This is a genomic window from Variovorax endophyticus, from assembly GCF_025376855.1.
Classification (GTDB): domain Bacteria; phylum Pseudomonadota; class Gammaproteobacteria; order Burkholderiales; family Burkholderiaceae_C; genus Variovorax.
Window position 1 is genome coordinate 37,713 of the sequence record NZ_JAHUTH010000003.1, and the last position, 17,774, is coordinate 55,486.

General features: G+C 70.8%; 14 protein-coding genes and 2 riboswitches. Of the genes, 4 read left to right on the forward strand and 10 right to left on the reverse strand.

The genetic code is table 11. The features are described 5' to 3' along the window. Nucleotides 1-29: 29 nt before the first annotated feature. The 3 genes from KV106_RS04890 (at nt 30) to KV106_RS04900 (ending at nt 2,901) form a co-directional block, all read left to right on the forward strand. Nucleotides 30-1,091, forward strand: coding sequence for an NAD(P)H-dependent flavin oxidoreductase (locus tag KV106_RS04890; RefSeq protein WP_057596436.1), 1,062 nt, complete (start codon nt 30-32; stop codon nt 1,089-1,091). Between the two features lie 30 nt (nt 1,092-1,121). Then, nucleotides 1,122-1,790, forward strand: coding sequence for an alpha/beta hydrolase (locus KV106_RS04895; protein WP_261206657.1), 669 nt, complete (start codon nt 1,122-1,124; stop codon nt 1,788-1,790). A 178-nt stretch (nt 1,791-1,968) separates the two neighbouring features. Further along, the gene (locus KV106_RS04900; protein ID WP_409976480.1) at nt 1,969-2,901 is read left to right on the forward strand and encodes a DUF3014 domain-containing protein; all 933 of its coding nucleotides are present in this window, start codon (nt 1,969-1,971) and stop codon (nt 2,899-2,901) included. On the opposite strand, the gene KV106_RS04905 is transcribed toward KV106_RS04900, so the two are convergent. Genes KV106_RS04905 through KV106_RS04925 form a run of 5 tightly spaced genes read right to left on the reverse strand, consistent with a single transcriptional unit; the run spans nt 2,898 to nt 9,753 of the window. Beyond that, on the reverse strand, nt 2,898-3,494 hold the full coding sequence (locus KV106_RS04905; protein WP_057596439.1) for a glycerol-3-phosphate responsive antiterminator: 597 nt from the start codon (nt 3,492-3,494) through the stop codon (nt 2,898-2,900). The genes KV106_RS04900 and KV106_RS04905 overlap by 4 nt on opposite strands. A gap of 10 nt (nt 3,495-3,504) precedes the next feature. After that, a complete protein-coding gene (locus tag KV106_RS04910; RefSeq protein ID WP_261206660.1) occupies nt 3,505-5,055 on the reverse strand; it encodes an FAD-binding oxidoreductase in 1,551 nt (516 codons plus the stop codon). Beyond that, the gene (locus KV106_RS04915) at nt 5,052-6,731 is read right to left on the reverse strand and encodes a glycerol-3-phosphate dehydrogenase/oxidase (RefSeq protein WP_208510386.1); all 1,680 of its coding nucleotides are present in this window, start codon (nt 6,729-6,731) and stop codon (nt 5,052-5,054) included. The genes KV106_RS04910 and KV106_RS04915 overlap by 4 nt, the downstream gene beginning before the upstream one ends. Further along, nucleotides 6,728-8,287, reverse strand: a complete 1,560-nt coding sequence (locus KV106_RS04920) for an FGGY family carbohydrate kinase (protein ID WP_261206668.1) — start codon at nt 8,285-8,287, stop codon at nt 6,728-6,730. The genes KV106_RS04915 and KV106_RS04920 overlap by 4 nt, the downstream gene beginning before the upstream one ends. Next, the gene (locus KV106_RS04925; protein ID WP_261206670.1) at nt 8,284-9,753 is read right to left on the reverse strand and encodes an MFS transporter; all 1,470 of its coding nucleotides are present in this window, start codon (nt 9,751-9,753) and stop codon (nt 8,284-8,286) included. Before KV106_RS04925 ends, KV106_RS04920 begins: the two co-directional genes overlap by 4 nt. A gap of 270 nt (nt 9,754-10,023) precedes the next feature. Here KV106_RS04925 and KV106_RS04930 point away from each other — a divergent pair, with 270 nt between their 5' ends. Beyond that, nucleotides 10,024-11,589: a CocE/NonD family hydrolase gene (locus tag KV106_RS04930; RefSeq protein WP_261206672.1), complete on the forward strand. Its 1,566-nt coding sequence runs from the start codon at nt 10,024-10,026 to the stop codon at nt 11,587-11,589. Here the strand turns inward: KV106_RS04930 and KV106_RS04935 are convergent. From KV106_RS04935 to KV106_RS04955, 5 genes are all read right to left on the reverse strand, one after another. Further along, nucleotides 11,532-12,263 carry a Crp/Fnr family transcriptional regulator gene (locus KV106_RS04935; RefSeq protein WP_261206674.1) on the reverse strand — a complete coding sequence of 244 codons (732 nt, stop codon included), beginning with the start codon at nt 12,261-12,263 and terminating at the stop codon, nt 11,532-11,534. The two genes, KV106_RS04930 and KV106_RS04935, sit on opposite strands and share 58 nt — an antisense overlap. Nucleotides 12,264-12,268: 5 nt before the next feature. Then, complete coding sequence (gene gcvP / locus KV106_RS04940) at nt 12,269-15,181, reverse strand: aminomethyl-transferring glycine dehydrogenase (protein WP_057607547.1); 2,913 nt, start codon at nt 15,179-15,181, stop codon at nt 12,269-12,271. Between the two features lie 75 nt (nt 15,182-15,256). Then, nucleotides 15,257-15,628 (reverse strand): glycine cleavage system protein GcvH, encoded by a 372-nt coding sequence (gene gcvH / locus KV106_RS04945; RefSeq protein ID WP_093344930.1) that lies wholly within the window; start codon nt 15,626-15,628, stop codon nt 15,257-15,259. A gap of 48 nt (nt 15,629-15,676) precedes the next feature. Continuing rightward, nucleotides 15,677-16,876: a glycine cleavage system aminomethyltransferase GcvT gene (gcvT, locus tag KV106_RS04950; RefSeq protein WP_261206685.1), complete on the reverse strand. Its 1,200-nt coding sequence runs from the start codon at nt 16,874-16,876 to the stop codon at nt 15,677-15,679. A 15-nt stretch (nt 16,877-16,891) separates the two neighbouring features. Beyond that, a riboswitch (glycine riboswitch) is annotated at nt 16,892-16,998 on the reverse strand. A gap of 20 nt (nt 16,999-17,018) precedes the next feature. Then, nucleotides 17,019-17,102: riboswitch (glycine riboswitch) on the reverse strand. 23 nt (nt 17,103-17,125) lie between these two features. Beyond that, nucleotides 17,126-17,677 carry a hypothetical protein gene (locus tag KV106_RS04955; RefSeq protein ID WP_261206686.1) on the reverse strand — a complete coding sequence of 184 codons (552 nt, stop codon included), beginning with the start codon at nt 17,675-17,677 and terminating at the stop codon, nt 17,126-17,128. Nucleotides 17,678-17,774: the final 97 nt, after the last annotated feature.

The following is a 17,774-nucleotide window of genomic DNA, read 5'->3' on the forward strand; positions in this document are numbered from 1 at the left end:
GAATCCCCGTTCGCACTGGAGCCTCTTTCATGACCACCACCTCGACGCTGTTGCAACTGCTGGGCACCGAACTGCCGCTGATCCAGGCTCCCATGGCGGGCGTGCAGGGCAGCGCGATGGCGATCGCCGCGAGCAATGCGGGCGCGCTGGGCTCGCTGCCCTGCGCGATGCTCTCGAACGACGCGATCCGCACCGAAGTCGCGGCGATCCGCGCGGGCACGACGAAGCCCTACAACCTCAACTTCTTCTGCCACCAGCCGCCGGTGCCGAGTGCCGAGCGCGAGGCCACCTGGCGCGCCGCGCTCGGTCCCTACTACGCCGAGTTCGGCATCGACCCCGCGGGCATCGCGGCCGGCCCGGGCCGCAATCCGTTCAGCGCCGAGATCGCCGAGCTGCTGGCCGAATTCCGTCCGCCGGTGGTGAGCTTCCATTTCGGACTGCCCTCGGCCGAGCTGCTCGCGCGCGTGAAGGGCTGGGGCGCCAAGGTGCTGGCCTCGGCCACCACGGTCGAGGAGGGCCGCTGGCTCGCGGCGAACGGCGCCGACGCGGTGATCGCGCAGGGCCTCGAGGCCGGCGGGCATCGCGGCCATTTCCTGTCGCACGATCTCACGGCGCAGCTGGGCACCTTCGCGCTGCTGCCGCAACTGGCGCAGACCTTGCGCGTGCCGGTGATCGCCGCGGGCGGTATCGCCGATGCGCAGGGCGTGGCGGCCGCGATGGCGCTGGGCGCGGCGGGCGTGCAGGTGGGCACGGCCTACCTGCTGGCCAACGAGGCCACCACCAGCGCCATGCACCGCGGGGCGCTCAAGAGCGAGGCCGCGCGCCACACGGCGCTGACCAACCTGTTCACCGGCCGGCCCGCGCGCGGCATCGTCAACCGCGTGATCCGCGAACTGGGCCCGATCGGCCCCGCGCCCGAGTTCCCGCTCGCCACCTCGGCGATCGCGCCGCTGCGTGCCAAGGCCGAGGCCCAGGGCAGCGGCGACTTCTCGCCGCTGTGGTCGGGCCAGAACGCGAGCGGCTGCCGCGAGCTGCCCACCGCCGATATCACGCGCTCGCTCGCCGAAGGCTTCAAGGCCTCGGTGCGCTGACAGGACCTTCCGCTTTCCTCTTCCATCGACATGACCACGCTCCAACTGCCGCTCCAATTCCTCGAACAACCGACCGCCGCCGGCACGCGCGATCCCTGGCTGCTGGTGCTGATGCATGGCGTGGGCAGCAACGAGCAGGACCTGTTCGGCCTCGCGCGCCTGATGCCGCCGCAGTTCCATGTGCTGAGCCTGCGCGCGCCCTACGTGCTCACGCCGGGCTCCTATGCCTGGTTCGAGTTCGAGGTGCTGCCGGACGGCCAGCGCCGCATCGACGAGGACCAGGAGCGCGAGAGCCGCTTCCTGGTCGGCGAGATGCTGGCCTCGGCCTCGGCGCAGCTGGGTATTCCACCCGAGCGCGTGGTGGTCGGCGGCTTCAGCCAGGGCGGGATCATGGCGCTGTCGCTGCTGCTGACCAGGCCCGCGTCGATGCGCGCCGCGATGGTCTGGCACAGCCGGCTGCTGCCGCAGGTGCTGCCCCAGGTGGCCGCGCCCGAGGCCTTCGAGGGCAAGTCGCTGTGGGTGAGCCATGGAAGCGCCGACAACGTGATTCCGTCCGCGGCCGCGCAGGCCACGCGCGAACTGGCGCGCGGCCTGCCGCTCGCGCTCGCGGGCAGCGATTTCCCCGGCGGCCACGAGATCCGGCCGGCCGAGCTGCAGGGCACGCTGGCCTGGCTGCAGTCGCTCACGGCGGCGCACTGAGCGCCGAGCGCGCGCCCCGGAAACCGGTGGCGCCGCAGGCGTGTCGAAGGTGGGCTGAACTTCCGTGTGGCGAGGGCGTCACACGGGGTTACGAGGACCGGCGCGTTCCGGTCCTCTTGTTCGTGCAACATGACGGTACGTCATCACGCACCGCACGCCACAGGAGAGACACGCCGCCATGCCCGAGAACGACAACAACGACTTCCGTGCCGAACGCGACATGAGCACCGCGGGCGAGACCCGCGACTACGCACCGCGCCGCGAACGCTCCATGCTGCCGTGGGCACTGCTCGTGCTGGTGCTGCTGGTGGCCGGCTACTTCGGCTGGCGCTGGTACCAGCAGCAGCAACAGCCCGTGGCGCCGCCGGTGGCCGCCACCACGCCCGAGGACGCACCGCCCGCACCCGCGCCGGCCCCCGTGGCCTCGGGGCCGCAGAATCCGGTCGACGCGCTCGCGCCGCCCGATGCCGCGCTGCCCTCGCTGGCCGATTCCGACTCGCGCGTGCTGAAGGCGCTGGCCGAACTGCTCGGCGGCAAGAACGCCAATACCTTCCTGCGCCCCGACGGCGTGGTGCGGCGCTTCGTCGCCACGGTCGACAACCTCGCGCGCGAGCAGGCGCCCGCCAGCGCCTGGCCGGTGCAGCCCACGGGCCAGCGCTTCATCACCGAAGGGCAGGGGGCCAACCAGACCATCGCGGCCAACAATGCCGCGCGCTACAACGGCTTCGTGCTGCTCGCCGAATCGGTCGATCCGGCCAAGGCCGCGAGCGTGTACGCGCGGCTCTATCCGCTGTTCCAGCAGGCCTATGAAGAGCTCGGCTATCCGGGCCGCTATTTCAACGACCGGCTGATCGCCGTCATCGACCACCTGCTGGCCGCGCCCGAGCCCAAGGGGCCGGTGCAGGTGCGCCTGGTCGAGGTCAAGGGCGACTATCCCTCGCAGCGCCCGTGGACGCGCTACGAGTACGTCGATCCCCAGCTCGAGTCGCTCAGCGCGGGCCAGAAGATCATGGTGCGCATGGGCCCGGAGAACGAGCGCAAGCTCAAAGCCAGCCTGCGCGCGCTGCGCCAGCAGATCGCCACCGGCGAGGTCGCGAAGAAGAAATCCTAGCCCGCCGCGCCGGTCTTCGGCGCCTGGATGTCGAGGCTCCACATCGCGGTGTCGCTGGTCGACACCGCCACCGCGCCGGCCGCGAGCGCGCTGCGCACGTCGTTGGTGGTGATCACGAAGCCCGAGGCGACGATCGGCGGCAGCGCGTTGCGCTCCTTGATCGAGATGTGCGGCAGCATCGGCGCGGGCATCAGCTGGACCAGGTTCGGGTCGCTCTGCTCGAGCGCCTTCACGCTGCGCGGCCAGGTCGAGCGGTCGGTCACGAACACCTTCTGCATGGTCAGCAGGCCGGCGCGGTTGGCGCGCTGGATGGTCGCCACGCGCGTGGACACCAGGCTGGTCGCGCCGATCTCGGCCAGGTACTCCACGCCGCCCTTGTCGGGCGAGATGCCCTCGCAGCTGTCGATGTTGACGATGGCGATCTTGTCCGCGCGCGTGATGGTCGCGACCACGGCCTGCAGCCGGCGCAGCTCCACGTTCGCGACGATGGCGATCTCGCTCGCGCTGTCGACGAAGCTGTCGATCTGCTCCGCGCCGTAGAGCGTCGCGATGATCGGGTGCCGCGCGAGGCGCGCGCCGAGGGAACGGTCCATTCGATGGGGCTCAGTCTGCGGAAGGGGGCAGCTCGTCGGTGAGGCCGAGCTTGCCCGGGTTCAGGATGTTCTTCGGGTCCAGCGTGCGCTTGATCGCCTGCAGCACCGGGAAGGCGCTGCCCAGCGAGTCGGCCATGTAGGGTGCACGCAGCAGCCCGACGCCATGGTGGTGGCTCAACGCGGCATTGTGGCGCACCAGCACCGCGTTGGCCGCGTCCCAGGCCGCGCGGTACCAGCGCGCGCGGTCCGCCACCTCGACCTCGCCGCGCAGCGAGAAGTAGAGGCAGGCGCCGTCCACGTAGGCGTGCGACTGGTGGGCCGAGCCGGCCAGCGTGCCGGGCACGGCGTTGATCGCGGCCACCACCTCGTCGTAGATCGCGCTCAGGTCGCTCCAGCGGCCGCTCATCTCGAGCGTGTCGGCCACGAAGCCCGGGCTGCGCTTGAAGCCCTCGGCGCTCTTGCCCGTGAGGTAGCGGGTGTCGAGCCAGCGCTCGAAGATCACGGGCCCGTCGAGCTCGCGGCCCAGCTCGCGGCAGGCGCGCTCGCTGATCGCCATGACCGCGTCGACCATCTCGGGCGCGCCCTCGTCGGCGATCAGCAGCACGTGCGTGTCGGCCAGCTCGAACTGCACCTTGCTCTCGAGCGCGTCGTACAGCCGCAGCGCGGCCGGGTTGGCGCCGCGCTGCATGATCTGGCGGCAGGCCTCGAGGCCGGTGGCGAAGCTGTCGAAGCCGAAGGCGATGGCGCGGCCGTAGTCGGGCAGGCGGTGCAGCTTGAGCCGCACGCGCACGATCACGCAGAGCGTGCCCTCGGAGCCGATGAACAGCTGCTGCAGGTCGGCGCCGACCGCGGCGCGCGAGTAGCCGCCCACGGTGACGAGGCTGCCGTCGGCCAGCACCACGTCCATGCCGAACACCATGTCCTCGATCTTGCCGTAGCGCGTCGAGAGCTGGCCCGCGCCGCGGCAGGCGACCCAGCCGCCGACCGTGCTGATGCCGAAGGACGAGGGCCAGTGGCCCATGGTCATCCGGTGGTCGCGCTGGATGGTCTCCTCGAACACGTCGCCGAACATGCCGGCCTCGACCTCGACGATCTGGCTCTCGGCATCGAAGCCGATGAAGCTGTTGAGCTCGCAGACGTCGAGCACGATGCCGCCGCGCACCGGCAGCGCCGCGCCGGTCACGTTGCTGCGGCCGGCCGACACGGTGACGGGAATCGATGCCGCATGCGCGATGCGCATCACGGCCTGGATCTGCTCGACGCTCGACACGCGCACGATCGCGGCCTGCGGCGTGGCGGGGCGGCCGCCGGTCTCGCTGACCATGGAGCCGGCCCACCAGTCGCGGGTCCAGGCCACCACGTCGGCGGTGGCGGTGAGCACCTCGTCGGCGGCCTGGCGCAGCGCTTCGAGCTGCGCGGGCGGCACCGCGATCGGCGCGCGCTGCAGGCCCGCCGGGCCGTCGGTGGCCGCGATGGTCTTCGCATAGGCCGGTGGCGTGTGCGCACCGACGATGTAGTTGCGGCGGTTGTAGCCGCGCTGGATGGCGTCCTTGCTGATCATCTGCTTTCTCCCATGAGGATGGATTTTTCGTGTGCGAGGGCGGCGCGGTAGCTGGTGACCTGCTGCGCCGTCTCGGCGGGGGACAGGCCGAGTTCGGCCTGGAGGATTTCGCCCACGCGGTCCGCGGCGCGGCCCGAGGCGTCGCGCGCCATCAGGCGCGCGCGGATGCGCCGCGACAGCACGTCGTCGACGGTGCGGGCGAGTTCGTGGCGCACCGCGTAGACGATCTCGGCCTCGCTGTAGGGCAGGCCTTCGACGATCGGCTTCTGCAGGCCGGGGTCGTCCTGCAGGATGTCGCTGACGAAGCGCGCCTCGGTGCCGTAGCGCTCGCCCAGGTGGGCCGAGAGCCCGCCCGAGGCGGTGATCGCCTGCGCGTCGTAGCCGGCCGCGCCGAGCAGGAAGGCCGACTTGGTCTTGCAGCCGGCGCGCCGGCCCAGCACCTTCTGCGCGGCATCGATGGTCTGCTCGGCCATGTGGCGCGAGGTGGTGAGCTTGCCGCCGACGATGGTCAGCAGCCCGTCGGAGGCGGTGCGGATCTCGTGGTTGCGCTTGATCTCGAGCGTCTTGCCGCCGGGCGGCGCCACCAGCGGACGGCAGCCCGCGATGCTGCCGACCACGTCCTCGGCGCGCAGGTCGGTCTTGAGCGCCGAGCGTGCGCCCTCGAGCAGGAAGTCGAGCTCCTCGCGCGTGCAGCAGACGTCGTCGAGGTTGCCCTCGTAGTCCTCGTCGGTGGTGCCGAGGTAGGAGACGTTGCCCCAGCGCGTGATGGTCGCGCGCCGGTTGCGGCCCGGCACCGGGATGGTCACGGTGCAGTCGTTGCGGATCTTGAGCCAGGGGATCGCCACGTGCACGCCCTTGGCCGGGCGCACGTTGAGCGTCTTCTCCTCGTTCTTGCGCCGACCGTCCCAGTCGCGCAGCCAGACGCCGGTGGCCATCACCACGACGCGGGCGCGCGCGCGGATCTCGCGGCCGTCGGCCTGCACGATCGCGCCGTCGACCTTGCCGTGCGCGTCGCGCGTGATCTCGATCGCTTTCGCGTGGTTGAGCACCGCGGCACCGTGGAAGGCGGCGGTGCGCGCCACGTTGAGCGTGAGGCGCGCGTCGTCCACGCGCGCGTCGAAGTACATGAAGCCGCCGGTCAGGTGCTCCTCGCGGAAGGTGGGGCAGTGCGACAGCACCTCGGCCTTGCTGAGCTTCTGGTGCAGGATGCCCTCGCGCCAGCCGCCCGCGATGTCGTAGGTCCACAGCAGGCTCTCGAAGGCCTTGGCCAGGCGCTTGTCGAACACGCCCTCGCGCTCCATCACCGGGAACAGGAAGGGCAGGCGCTGCACCAGGTGGCGCGCGTTGCGGCGCAGGCGCTGGCGCTCGAGCAGCGAGTGCCGCACCAGGCCCAGGTTGCCCTGCTCGATGTAGCGCAGGCCGCCGTGCACCATCTTCGAGGACTTCGACGAGGTGCCGAAGGCGAAGTCGTCCTTCTCGACCAGCGCGACGCGGTAGCCGCGCAGGCTGGCATCGAGCGCGGCATAGGCGCCGGTGATGCCGCCGCCGACGATCAGCATGTCGAAATGCTCGTCGCCCAGGCGCGCGAGCAGGTCGGGGCGGTGCAGGCGCAGGGGCTCGGTGGCCGTCATCTCGGCGCGGTCCCTGGCCGGTCGAAGGGATGGCAGGACCCTCATCGTGGAAGTTCTCCTGGCGTGGTGGAAAGTGGTGGGTTCTTGAAGCGCTGCGCATGCGCGAGCTCGGAGTCGACCCGTGCCTGCCATTGCGCGCGCCGGGCCTCGCGCTCGTCGGCGCCGATCGCGGGTTCGAACACCGCGTCGGTGGCCAGCGTGGCGCGGGCCTCCTGCAGCGAGGGCCACAGCAGGCCCGAGGCACCCGCGAGGAAGGCGGCGCCGCGCAGGCTCGCGCGCTCGGTCTCGGCCATGCGGCGCACCGGCATGCCGCTGAGGTCGGCCTGGATCTGCAGCAGGGTCGAGCTGCCCGACAGGCCGCCGCCGACCACGAGTTCGGACACCTGCAGGCCCGAGACCTGCTCGTTGGCCGCGATGCACGCGGCCACCGAATGCGCAATGCCCTCGAGCACCGCGCGCGCCACCTCGGCGCGCGTGGTCGCCATCGAGATGCCGGTGAGCGAGGCGCGCGCGGCCGGCTCCATCGCGGGCACGCGCAGGCCCGTGAGGGCGGGAACGAAGCTGACGCCGTTCGCGCTCGCGGCCTCGGCCGCCAGCGCGCCGATCTGCGCCGCGTTCTCGAACCACTGCAGCTTCTCGCAGACCCAGTTGAGCGCTGAGCCGGTAGTGGCCACATAGGTCTCGACCGCGAAGTGCGAGACGCCGCCCGAACGCCGCGCCGTCATGGCGAGCGTGCCCGGATGCAGGCCCGCGTCGAGGGGCGGCACGGTGCCGGTGATCACGTCGACGAAGCTGCCGGTGCCGTGCACGCACATGGCCTGCGCGCGGTCGAGACAGCCCAGGCCGACGGCGCCCGCATGCTGGTCGCCCGCGCAGGCGAGGATCGGTACCGCGATACCGAGCAGCTCGGCGCGCGTGCGGCCCAGGTCGCCGGCATCCTCGCGCAGCGCGGGCAGCAGCGCGCGCGGAAAGCCCAGGGTGTCGATCCACTCGAGCTGGTAGCGGTGCTCGGCCAGCACGTAGGCATTGCCCGAAGTCACGTTGGTCGGCGTGGTCACGCATTCGCGCCGCTCCGACAGGTGCCACAGCAGCCAGCTGTCGATGGTGCCGAAGCCGAGCCGGCCTTGCTCGAAGGCATGCGCCACGGCCGGCGTGTCGCGCAGGTGGTGCGTGGCCCAGAGGTAGGGCGAGCGCACGCCGACCGGGCGGCCGAGCTGGCGCATCAGCGGCGCGTCCCACTCGGGCGCGAGGCGCGTCAGTTCGTCGACATGGCGCGTGTCCTGCCAGACCATCACGGGCACCAGCGCGCGGCCCGTGCGGGTGTCCCACAGCACGGCCGAACAGCGCTGGGTGGCGATGGCGAGCGCTGCGATGCGCTTGCCCTCGGCCTGCGCGCGCGCCACGCTGGCGCGGCACACGGCCAGGGTCTTCGCGAGGATCGCGTCGGCGTCCTGCTCGACCACGCCGGGGCGCGGCGTGTCGACCGAAAGGGGCGCGTACTCGAGGCAGGAGACATGGCCGTCGCGGCCGACGACCGCGGCGCGCGTGCCCGAGGTGCCTTCGTCGATGGAGAGGATCACATCCTCGGTGATGGAGATCATCGGTTCATTTTTCCCACGGCGGGTTGGAGCGAATCGGAAGGGATGCCGGTGCGCGCGTCGTCCTTGAACTGCGGCGCGCCGGCTTCGTTGTCGGGATTGATTCCGGTACGGGTCGGGTCCCAGCGGATCGCGAAGCAGATCGCGCTCGCGACCAGCGGCACCGCCGAGAGGATCAGGAAGGTGTGCTCGAGCCCGTACTTCTCGCGGAACAGCGGGAACACCAGCAGGCCCAGCGCCGCGCCGATGGAGCCGAGCGCGCCGATGATGCCGTTGGCGCCCGCGCGCAGTTCGCTGCGGAAGGACAGCGAGGACAGGCTCTTGCCGTTGGCGCCCGGTCCGCCCGAATGGAACAGGATGAACAGCGAGGGCACCGCCACCGCCAGCCACAAGGGCATGCGGCCATGGAACAGGCCCAGCGTCAGCAGCATGAGGAACACCATCGCGAAGCCGAAGGCCGAGGCGCGGCGCAGGCCGAGCTTGCGGCCGATCCACGGCGAGAGGAAGCCGCCGAAGATGCCGAACACGTTGAAGGCCAGCGCGCCGATGGTGGCCTGCGCGAAGTCCTTGCCGAACAGCGTGGCGCTGATCAGCGGCAGGTACCAGCCGACCGCGAAGTACTGGATCGACTGGCCGATCTGCACCGTGGCCGCGAGGATGGTGCGCGGCAGGTAGACGCCGCGGAAGATCAGCAGCACGTTGGCCGCGCCGCGGCGGGCCTGGTTCGTGACCGGCACGCGCTCGTGGCGCGGCGCGGCGGCGAAGCGCTCGGCATAGATGCGGCTCATGGCGGCGGCGGCCTCGTCGAGCCGCTCCTTGCGCGCGAGCCAGACCGGGCTCTCGACCAGCAGCGCGAACTGCAGCAGCAGGATCGCGAGGCCGAATACCGCGGTGGCGGCCACCGAGTAGCGCCAGATCGAATCGCCCACGTTCCACGAATAGAACATCAGCGCCAGCAGCAGGTTGCTGCACACGGCCAGGTACCACATGCCCTGCCAGGTGTTGAGCCGGCTCTTGAAGCGCGCCGGCGTGAACTCGGCCAGCACCGCCATCGCGATCGCGAAGTCGATGCCGTAGGCCGCGCCCACGAAGAAGCGGCCGACCAGGATCGTCTCGAAGCCCGGCGCGAACACCACGATCACGGCGCCCGTGACGGCCAGCACCTTGGCGAGGATCAGCGGCCGGATGCGGCCCCAGCGGTCGGCCATCCAGCCGCCGATGGGATTGAAGGCGATCGCGACCCACGAGGCCATCGAGGTCATCAGCGCGACCTGCGCGGCGCTCAGCGAGAGGTTGCGCGTCATGGGCCCGAGGCCCGCGCTCAGTGCGGAATTGGAAAAGGCGTCGAGGAACAGTCCGCCGAGTGCGAGCCACCAGATGACGGCGGCCCGGCCCTTGATGCCCTGGCGTGAATCCAGGTAGGCGATGACATCGTCGATGCCGCGGATCTTGAGCGCGTTGGGTTGCACAGTTGTCTCCATTGGAATAATCCGCAAGAAGACGATGCAAACCATGCAGGCGCGACAAAGCCATCTCACAGATGGTCTTTAAATCTGAACCTGCGCCGAAATTCTAAGTGCGAAGTTTTCAATCCGTCAATGAATGTGATTCGAGGCGGTGTTAACCACTAGAACCGCCAGAAGCCACCGTGTTGCATCTGTTCCCGCGGGGACAAACAGCGGCGGCCCTCGTTCCTAGAGTCGCGTGCTTCGAAAGACACGACGAGGAACGAACGAGACATGAAGACCCTGATCCACGCCATCGCGCTGTGCGCCGCCGCCTGCATGGCCTTGCCGGCGGCGCACGCGGCCACGGTGCAACAGCACGCGCTGCAATCGACGGTGCCCGATCCGCTCGCGGGCGCCGACGCGGCCAGGGGCACGAAGGTCGCGTTCACGCTGTTCCTGCCCGATGCGAAGCCCGAGGGCGGCTATCCGCTGGTGCTGCATGCGAGCGGCTTCGGCCTCGGCCGGCTGCGCGAACTGCCGCCGCGCGACACGGACCCGGGCGCGAGCTACTGGTCGCGCGTCGACCGCCTCGTGCCCACGCTGGTCGAGCGCGGCTATGCGGTGATCAGCTTCGACCATCGCGGCCATGGCGACAGCGGCGGCGACAGCCGCATCATGGATCCGCGGGCCGAGATCGTCGACATCCGCAGCCTGATCGACTGGGCCGAGCGCGAGCTGCCGCTGCGCAAGGGCGCCGACGGCAGGCCGCGCATCGGCAGCATCGGCGGCTCGTACGGTGGCGGCTACCAGATGCAGCTCGCGCAACTCGAGCCGCGCATCGCGACCGCGATCCCGTCGATGACCTGGTACGACCTGCAGCATTCGCTGGCGCCGCAGGGCGTGCTCAAGCAGGGCTTCGTGCAGTTCGAATGCTTCATGGCGCAGCGCGGCAAGGTGCGCGACGGCGGGCTGCTGCGGCCGCTGTGCGAGACGGCACCGAAGCCCGGTGCCTGGGCCTGGAACGACATGGGCGCCGATGCGCAGCGGCTGCGCGATGCCTACCAGGCGCACGGGCCCTCGGGCCTGAGCTGGTCCGGGCAGCCGTCGCGCCGCGTCGATGCGCTGGTGGTGCAGGCCAGCGAGGACGTGCTGTTCGACATGGACGAGGGCCTGCGCAACTGGCGCCAGCTGAAGGCCGGCGGCGGCGACGTGCGGCTCATGGTGCTGCGCTCGGGCCATGTGAATCCGCGCGCGGGGCAGCGCGACAAGCCGGCGCGCTGCGGCAGCGTCGATGCCATGGACGCGATGCTCGGCTGGCTCGATGCCAAGCTGCGCGACATCGAGCCGTCCGCGCCTTCGGTGCCCCAGCTGTGCATCGCGCTCGACGACGGCACGGCCTTCGAGGGCACGGCGCCGATCGCGGCGCAGTTCGGCGCGGCACTCGCGCGGACCGAGGTGCGCGCCGGTTCGCCGGCACCGGTCTTCGTTCCCTTGCCCACCGATGCGCCACGCGGCGCGGTGCTGGCCGGCGTGCCCGAGGCCGAGCTCGACGTGCGGGCGGCCGGCGGACCCGGCGTGGCCCTGGTGGGGCTCGCGCTGCGCCGCAACGGCGAACTGATGCTGCTGTCGGACCAAGTGGTGCCCGCGCCGCCGGGGCGGCAGCGCATCGCGCTCGGCGGCGTGGCCGCGCGCCTGCGGCCCGGCGACGAGCTCGGCGTGGCGCTGTTCGCCACTCATGCGCAGTACGTCTGGGCGCCTGCTTCGGGCGCACCGGTGGCCGGCATCGCCGGCGACAACGCCTATGCGGTCTCGGGCCGCGTGTGGCTGCCGCTCGCGGCCGAGGGCGCGGCGCGGTAGGCGCGCAGCGCATCGAGGTCGCGCAAGGTCACGACCTGGTAGCCCAGCGTCAGCAGGCCCTCGGCCTCGAGCCGCCGCAGCGCCGCGTTGAGCCGCGGGCGCGACATGTTGCAGTAGAGCGCGAGCTCGGCCTGCGAGACCTGCAGCTCGAGCGAGCGCGGCGGAAAGCCCGCGGGACTGAACAGCGAGGCCAGGCTCTGCGCGACCTTGGCGACCGGGTCGAGCGTGCGGTCCGACAGCGTGACGGCCATCGACTGCGTGAGCCGCTCGCTCAGCAGCTGCAGCACGAAGCGGTTGAAGGCGCGGTTGCCGTCGAGCAGGTGGAAGAAGGCGGCCTTCGGCATCTTGATGATCACCGCGTCGGACAGCGCGACCGCGTCGCAGAAGCGCGGTTCGTTGCGGATCAGCTCGACCTCGCCGACCCAGCTGAAGGCCTGGCCCATGAAGGTCACGGGCTTGCCCGAGGCCGAGGTGGTGCACAGCTTCATGCTGCCGCGCCCCATGCCGACCCAGTGCTCGGCCGGGTCGCCGCGATGCCAGATGGCCTGGCCCGCGGCGAGTTCGACGAAGCGCAGCTGCGGCAGCAGCACTTCGGCCTCGTCGTCGCTCAGCGTGTGGGCCCAGACGCAGCCGCGCCAGCGCGACTTGAGCGAGGCGATCTCGCCGGGGTCCATGCGGCTCAGGCCGCTTCGGTTTCCTGGTATTCGCCCACGGGCACGCAGCTGCAGAACAGGTTGCGGTCGCCGTAGACGTTGTCGACGCGGCCGATCGGCGGCCAGTACTTGGCATCCTTGAGCCCGGCCAGCGGGAAGGCGCCGAGTTCGCGCGCATAGGGATGGCCCCATTCGCTGCCGAGCAGGCTCGCGGCCGTGTGCGGCGCGTGCTTGAGCGGGTTGTCGTCCTTCGGCCAGACGCCTTCCTCGATGCGGCGGATCTCGCCGCGGATGGCGATCATCGCCTCGATGAAGCGGTCGAGCTCGGCCAGCGGCTCGCTCTCGGTCGGCTCCACCATCAGCGTGCCCGGCACCGGGAAGCTCAGCGTGGGCGCATGGAAGCCGTAGTCGATCAGGCGCTTGGCGACGTCCTCGGCGGTGACGCCGCTGGTGTCCTTGAGCGGGCGCAGGTCGAGGATGCACTCGTGCGCGACGTGGCCGTTGGGGCTCGCGTACAGCGTGGGGTAGTGGTCCTTGAGCCGCGCGCTGATGTAGTTGGCGCTGAGGATCGCGGTCTCGGTCGCGGCCTGCAGGCCCTTCGCGCCCATCATGCGGCAGTACATCCAGCTGATCGGCAGCACGGCCGCATTGCCCAGCGGCGCGGCCGACACGGCACCCACGCCATGGCCCGACACGCCCGCGGTCGCATGGCCCGGCAGGTAGGGCACGAGGTCCTCGACCACGCAGACCGGGCCCACGCCCGGGCCGCCGCCGCCGTGCGGGATGCAGAAGGTCTTGTGCAGGTTCAGGTGGCTCACGTCGCCGCCGAACTCGCCCGGCGCGGCCACGCCCACCAGCGCGTTCATGTTGGCGCCGTCGACATACACGCGCCCGCCGTGCGCATGCACCAGCTCGCACAGCTCCTTCACGCGGGTCTCGAACACGCCGTGCGTGCTCGGGTAGGTGATCATCACCGCGGCCAGGTTCTTGCCGTGCTTCTCGCAGGCGCGCTTCAGGTCGTCGAGGTCGACGTTGCCCTGCGCGTCGCAGGCCGTGACCACCACCTGCAGGCCCACCATCTGCGCGCTCGCGGGATTGGTGCCGTGCGCCGACGAGGGAATCAGGCAGATGTTGCGGTGGCCCTCGCCCTTGGCCTCGTGGAAGGCGCGAATCGCCAGCAGGCCCGCGTACTCGCCCTGCGAGCCGGCATTGGGCTGCAGGCTGATGCCCGCGTAGCCGGTGGCTTCGCAGAGCCAGGCGCGCAGCTGGGCGTCGAGCTGGGCATAGCCCTGCAGCTGCTCGGCCGGCGCGAAGGGATGGATGTTCGCGAACTCGGGCCAGGTGATCGGGATCATCTCGCTGGTCGCGTTGAGCTTCATGGTGCAGCTGCCCAGCGGGATCATGCTGCGGTCGAGCGCGAGGTCCTTGTCCGACAGGCTGCGGATGTAGCGCAGCATCGCGGTCTCGCTCTTGTGGGTGTTGAACACCGGGTGCGATAGGAAGGCGCTCGCGCGGCGCAGTTCCTGCGGAATGCGCGGCGCGGTGTTGGCGGCCAGCTCCTCGAAGCGCGGCATCGGCGTGCCGGCGGGCACGAACAGCGCCCACAGGGTCTCGACGTCGGCGCGCGTGCTGGTCTCGTCGAGCGAGATGCCCAGGTGCTGCTGCAGCCGCTGGCGCAGGTTCACGTTGGCGGCCTGCGCGCGCTCGAGGATCTTCGCGGTGTCGTCGCCTGTGCGGATGGTCAGCGAATCGAAGGCGGTCTCGTTGACCGGCTCGCGGCCCATCTGGGCCAGGCCGCGCGCGAGGATCGCGGTGAGCGCGGCCACGCGTTGCGCGATGCGCGTGAGGCCGTCGGGCCCGTGGTAGACCGCGTACATGCTCGCGACCACGGCGGGCAGCACCTGCGCGGTGCAGATGTTCGAGGTCGCCTTCTCGCGCCGGATGTGCTGCTCGCGCGTCTGCAGCGCGAGGCGGTAGGCAGGGCGGCCATGGGTGTCGACGCTCACGCCGACCAGGCGGCCCGGCAGCGAGCGCTTGAAGTCGTCGCGGCAGGCCAGGTAGGCCGCGTGCGGGCCGCCGTTGCACAGCGGCATGCCGAAGCGCTGGGTGGTGCCGCAGACGATGTCGGCATCCCATTCGCCGGGCGGCGCGAGCAGGGTCAGCGCCAGCAGGTCGGCCGCGACGCAGAAGGCCGCGCCGTACTGATGCGCGTGGCCCGCGAGCGGGCGCAGGTCGTGCACGTGACCGGTGGTGGCCGGGTATTGCGCCAGCACGCCGAAGAATTCGCCGCTGGCCATCAGGTGCGGCAGGGTTTCGGAAGCGGTGCTGACCTTGACCTCGATGCCCAGCGGCGCGGCGCGGGTCTTCACCACCTCGATGGTCTGCGGATGGCAGTCGCCCGAGACCAGGAACACGTTGCTCTTGCTCTTCACGCTGCGCTTGGCCAGCGTCATCGCCTCGGCGGCCGCGGTGGCCTCGTCGAGCATCGAGGCATTGGCGATCGCCATGCCCGTGAGGTCGCACACCATGGTCTGGAAGTTGACCAGCGCCTCCATGCGGCCCTGCGAGATCTCGGCCTGGTAGGGCGTGTAGGCCGTGTACCAGGCCGGGTTCTCGAGGATGTTGCGCAGGATCACGCCCGGCGTGTGGGTGCCGTAGTAGCCCTGGCCGATGAAGTTGCGGAACACCTTGTTCTTCGCCGCGATCGCCTTGAGCTCGGCCAGCGCATCGGCCTCGGTGGCCGGTGCCGGCAGCCGCATCGGCTTGCTGCGCCGGATCGCCGCGGGCACGATGCCGTCGATGAGTTCGGCGCGCGTGGCCGACCCGATCACGGGCAGCATGCGCGCCTCGTCGTCGGCATCGATGCCGATGTGGCGGGCGATGAATTCCTCGGCGTTCTCGAGTTCTTGCAGGGTGGGCAGGGCGGCGGGGGTGGGCATGGCGGGCGGGGGAAGAGAAGGGGGAGCGGACTTCCGGACGCGAGCCTTCGCGTCCGGCCATCCGGTTTCAGGGGGTCAGGATTCCTCGGCGAACTTGCCGTAGGCGGTTTCGTCCATCAGCGCGTCGAGCTGCGCCGGTTCGGACAGCTTGACCTTGAAGAACCAGCCTTCGGCCAGCGGCGCGCTGTTGGCGAGCGAGGGATCGGCGCGCAGGGCCTCGTTGACTTCGGTGATCTCGCCCGAGACGGGCATGAACACGTCGGCCGCGGCCTTCACCGATTCGACGACGCCGGCGACATCGCCCTGGGCGAAGCTCTTGCCGACCTCGGGCAGGTCGACGAAGACCACGTCGCCCAGCGCGTCCTGCGCATGGACGGTGATGCCGACCGTGGCGTTGCCGCCCTCGGCCTGCACCCATTCGTGGTCCTTGGTGTACTTGATGCTCATGTCGAAAAACTCCTCGTGGATAAAAAGTGGCCGATGCCGGGGCGTAGGTTAGCCGCGGTAGTAGCGGGTCGGCACGAAAGGCAGCGTCGAGACCTCCATCGGCACCGGCTTGCCGCGCACGATGGCCTGCACCCGGGTGCCGGGCTCGGCGAAGGCGGTGGCCACGTAGCCCATGGCGACCGGCCGGTCGGCCGTCGGGCCCAGCAGGCCGCTGGTGACCTGGCCGATGTCCTGGCCCTCGAAGGACTGCAGCGGCGTGCCGTCGCGCACCGGGATGCGCTCGAGCGCGACCAGGCCGACGCGGCGGCGCTTGAGCGTGTCGTGGTCGAGATGGCCGGCCGCGCCGGTGGCGGCGGTGAGCTGGGCCAGGATCTTCTCGGCGCCGGGGAAGCCGCCCGCGCGCGCGCCGCCCGTGCGGCGCACCTTCTGGATCGCCCAGTTGAGCGAGGCCTCGACCGGCGTGGTACTGGTGTCGATGTCGCTGCCGTAGAGGCACAGGCCGGCCTCGAGCCGCAGCGAGTTGCGCGCGCCCAGGCCGATGGGCTTGACCTCGGGCTGGGCCAGCAGCAGTCGCGCCAGCGCCTCGGCGTCCTTCGCGGCGACCGAGATCTCGAAGCCGTCCTCGCCGGTGTAGCCGCTGCGCGTGACGAAGGCGGCTATGCCGCCGATCTGCACCGCGCCGCCGGTCATGAACACGAAGCGCTCGATGCCGGGCGAGAGCCTTGCCAGCGTGGCCGCGGCCTGCGGTCCCTGCAGCGCGAGCAGCGCCTGCTCGGGCAGCGGCTGCACCTGGCAGCGCTGGCCGATCCTCTGCTGGATGTGGGCGATGTCGGCCACCTTGCAGGCGCCGTTGACGATCACGAACAGCGAGCCGTTGCCTTCGTTGAAGAACATCAGGTCGTCGAGGATGCCGCCCTGGTCGTCGAGCAGCAGGCCGTAGCGCTGCTTGCCCGCGGGCAGGTCGATCACGTCGACCGGCATCAGGGTCTCGAAGGCGGCCGCGGCGTCGGGGCCGGACAGGCGCAGCTGGCCCATGTGGGAGATGTCGAACAGGCCCGCGGCCTCGCGCGTATGTTTGTGCTCGGCCATCAGGCCGGCGGGGTACTGGACCGGCATCGAGTAGCCGGCGAAGGGCACCATGCGGGCGCCGAGTTCCAGGTGCAATGCGTGCAGCGGGGTCTTGAGCAGTTCGGATTCGGGGGCGGAAGCAGCCACGGGGCACTCCTGGGGGCAGCAATCGAATGCCATGGCTCGCGCCATGGGGCCACCCCTGCTGTCCGCTTTACCTGAGAGATTCGCCCCACGATCGGGGTTTGCTCCTTCGGTGGGCCTGGCGCCTGCGGCACCGGCCTCTCTCCAGCAAGGAAACGCCGTCCCGCGAGGGCCGGCGCTGTGTCAGTCCTTTTGCCTGAGCGTTCGGGGGTTCCCTGCGCCTTCGGCGGCCCCGTGCGGGGCTCTCTCCTGACCCGGGCGAGTGTAGTGGATTGCGGCGCCGGTTCAGTGCATCACTTCGGCCGGCGGCAGCAGCCGCTCGATGCGCTCGCGCAATGACTCCGCGCGCTCGGCGCCGGCCGTCTTCTCGACCTCGGTCAGCATCAGCGCGGCGATGGTCAGCATGGCCTCGCGGTCGCGCGCCTCGCGCAGCGCGTCGCGCATCTGCAGCGCGAAGCGCGGATCGCGGCGCACGAACATGCGCTCGCAGATGTCGAACAGGAACATGCGCGTGGTGGCCAGCGAGCGCTTGCCGTCGAAGGCGTCGGCGGCGGTCGAGACGTGGATGGGTTCGGCGGCCGGCGCGGGCTGCGGTTCCGGCGCCGCGGCCTCCACCGCCTCCACCACGGCCACCGTGCGCGGGTCGTGCAGGTAGCCGCGCTCCACCAGCGTCATCAGGGCCTGCTCGGCATCGCCGCGGCTCGCGAACAGCGGGCTGAAGTCGGTCAGCGAGCGGCGGCCGTCGGCCATCAGCAGCAAGGCCCGTTCGCGCTGGCTCAGGGTGCGCTGTCCGCCCTGGAGTTCGTCGCGCGCCTTGTCGGTCTTGGTGGGAAACATGCGGTGCCGCCGGGTCCGGGATGGAGCCCGAGCATCGCGGATGCGCGTGACATCTTCATGAAGCGCGGAACACCAAAGGCTTAAGCATCGCCCGTGC

Bases quoted from the DNA above. Each gene is read 5' to 3' on its own strand.
- KV106_RS04890 (WP_057596436.1), top strand. From the start codon at position 30: ATGACCACCACCTCGACGCTGTTGCAACTGCTGGGCACCGAACTGCCG.
- KV106_RS04895 (WP_261206657.1), top strand. From the start codon at position 1,122: ATGACCACGCTCCAACTGCCGCTCCAATTCCTCGAACAACCGACCGCC.
- KV106_RS04900 (WP_409976480.1), top strand. From the start codon at position 1,969: ATGCCCGAGAACGACAACAACGACTTCCGTGCCGAACGCGACATGAGC.
- KV106_RS04905 (WP_057596439.1), bottom strand. From the start codon at position 3,494: ATGGACCGTTCCCTCGGCGCGCGCCTCGCGCGGCACCCGATCATCGCG.
- KV106_RS04910 (WP_261206660.1), bottom strand. From the start codon at position 5,055: ATGATCAGCAAGGACGCCATCCAGCGCGGCTACAACCGCCGCAACTAC.
- KV106_RS04915 (WP_208510386.1), bottom strand. From the start codon at position 6,731: ATGAGGGTCCTGCCATCCCTTCGACCGGCCAGGGACCGCGCCGAGATG.
- KV106_RS04920 (WP_261206668.1), bottom strand. From the start codon at position 8,287: ATGATCTCCATCACCGAGGATGTGATCCTCTCCATCGACGAAGGCACC.
- KV106_RS04930 (WP_261206672.1), top strand. From the start codon at position 10,024: ATGAAGACCCTGATCCACGCCATCGCGCTGTGCGCCGCCGCCTGCATG.
- KV106_RS04935 (WP_261206674.1), bottom strand. From the start codon at position 12,263: ATGGACCCCGGCGAGATCGCCTCGCTCAAGTCGCGCTGGCGCGGCTGC.
- gcvP (WP_057607547.1), bottom strand. From the start codon at position 15,181: ATGCCCACCCCCGCCGCCCTGCCCACCCTGCAAGAACTCGAGAACGCC.
- gcvH (WP_093344930.1), bottom strand. From the start codon at position 15,628: ATGAGCATCAAGTACACCAAGGACCACGAATGGGTGCAGGCCGAGGGC.
- gcvT (WP_261206685.1), bottom strand. From the start codon at position 16,876: ATGGCATTCGATTGCTGCCCCCAGGAGTGCCCCGTGGCTGCTTCCGCC.
- KV106_RS04955 (WP_261206686.1), bottom strand. From the start codon at position 17,677: ATGTTTCCCACCAAGACCGACAAGGCGCGCGACGAACTCCAGGGCGGA.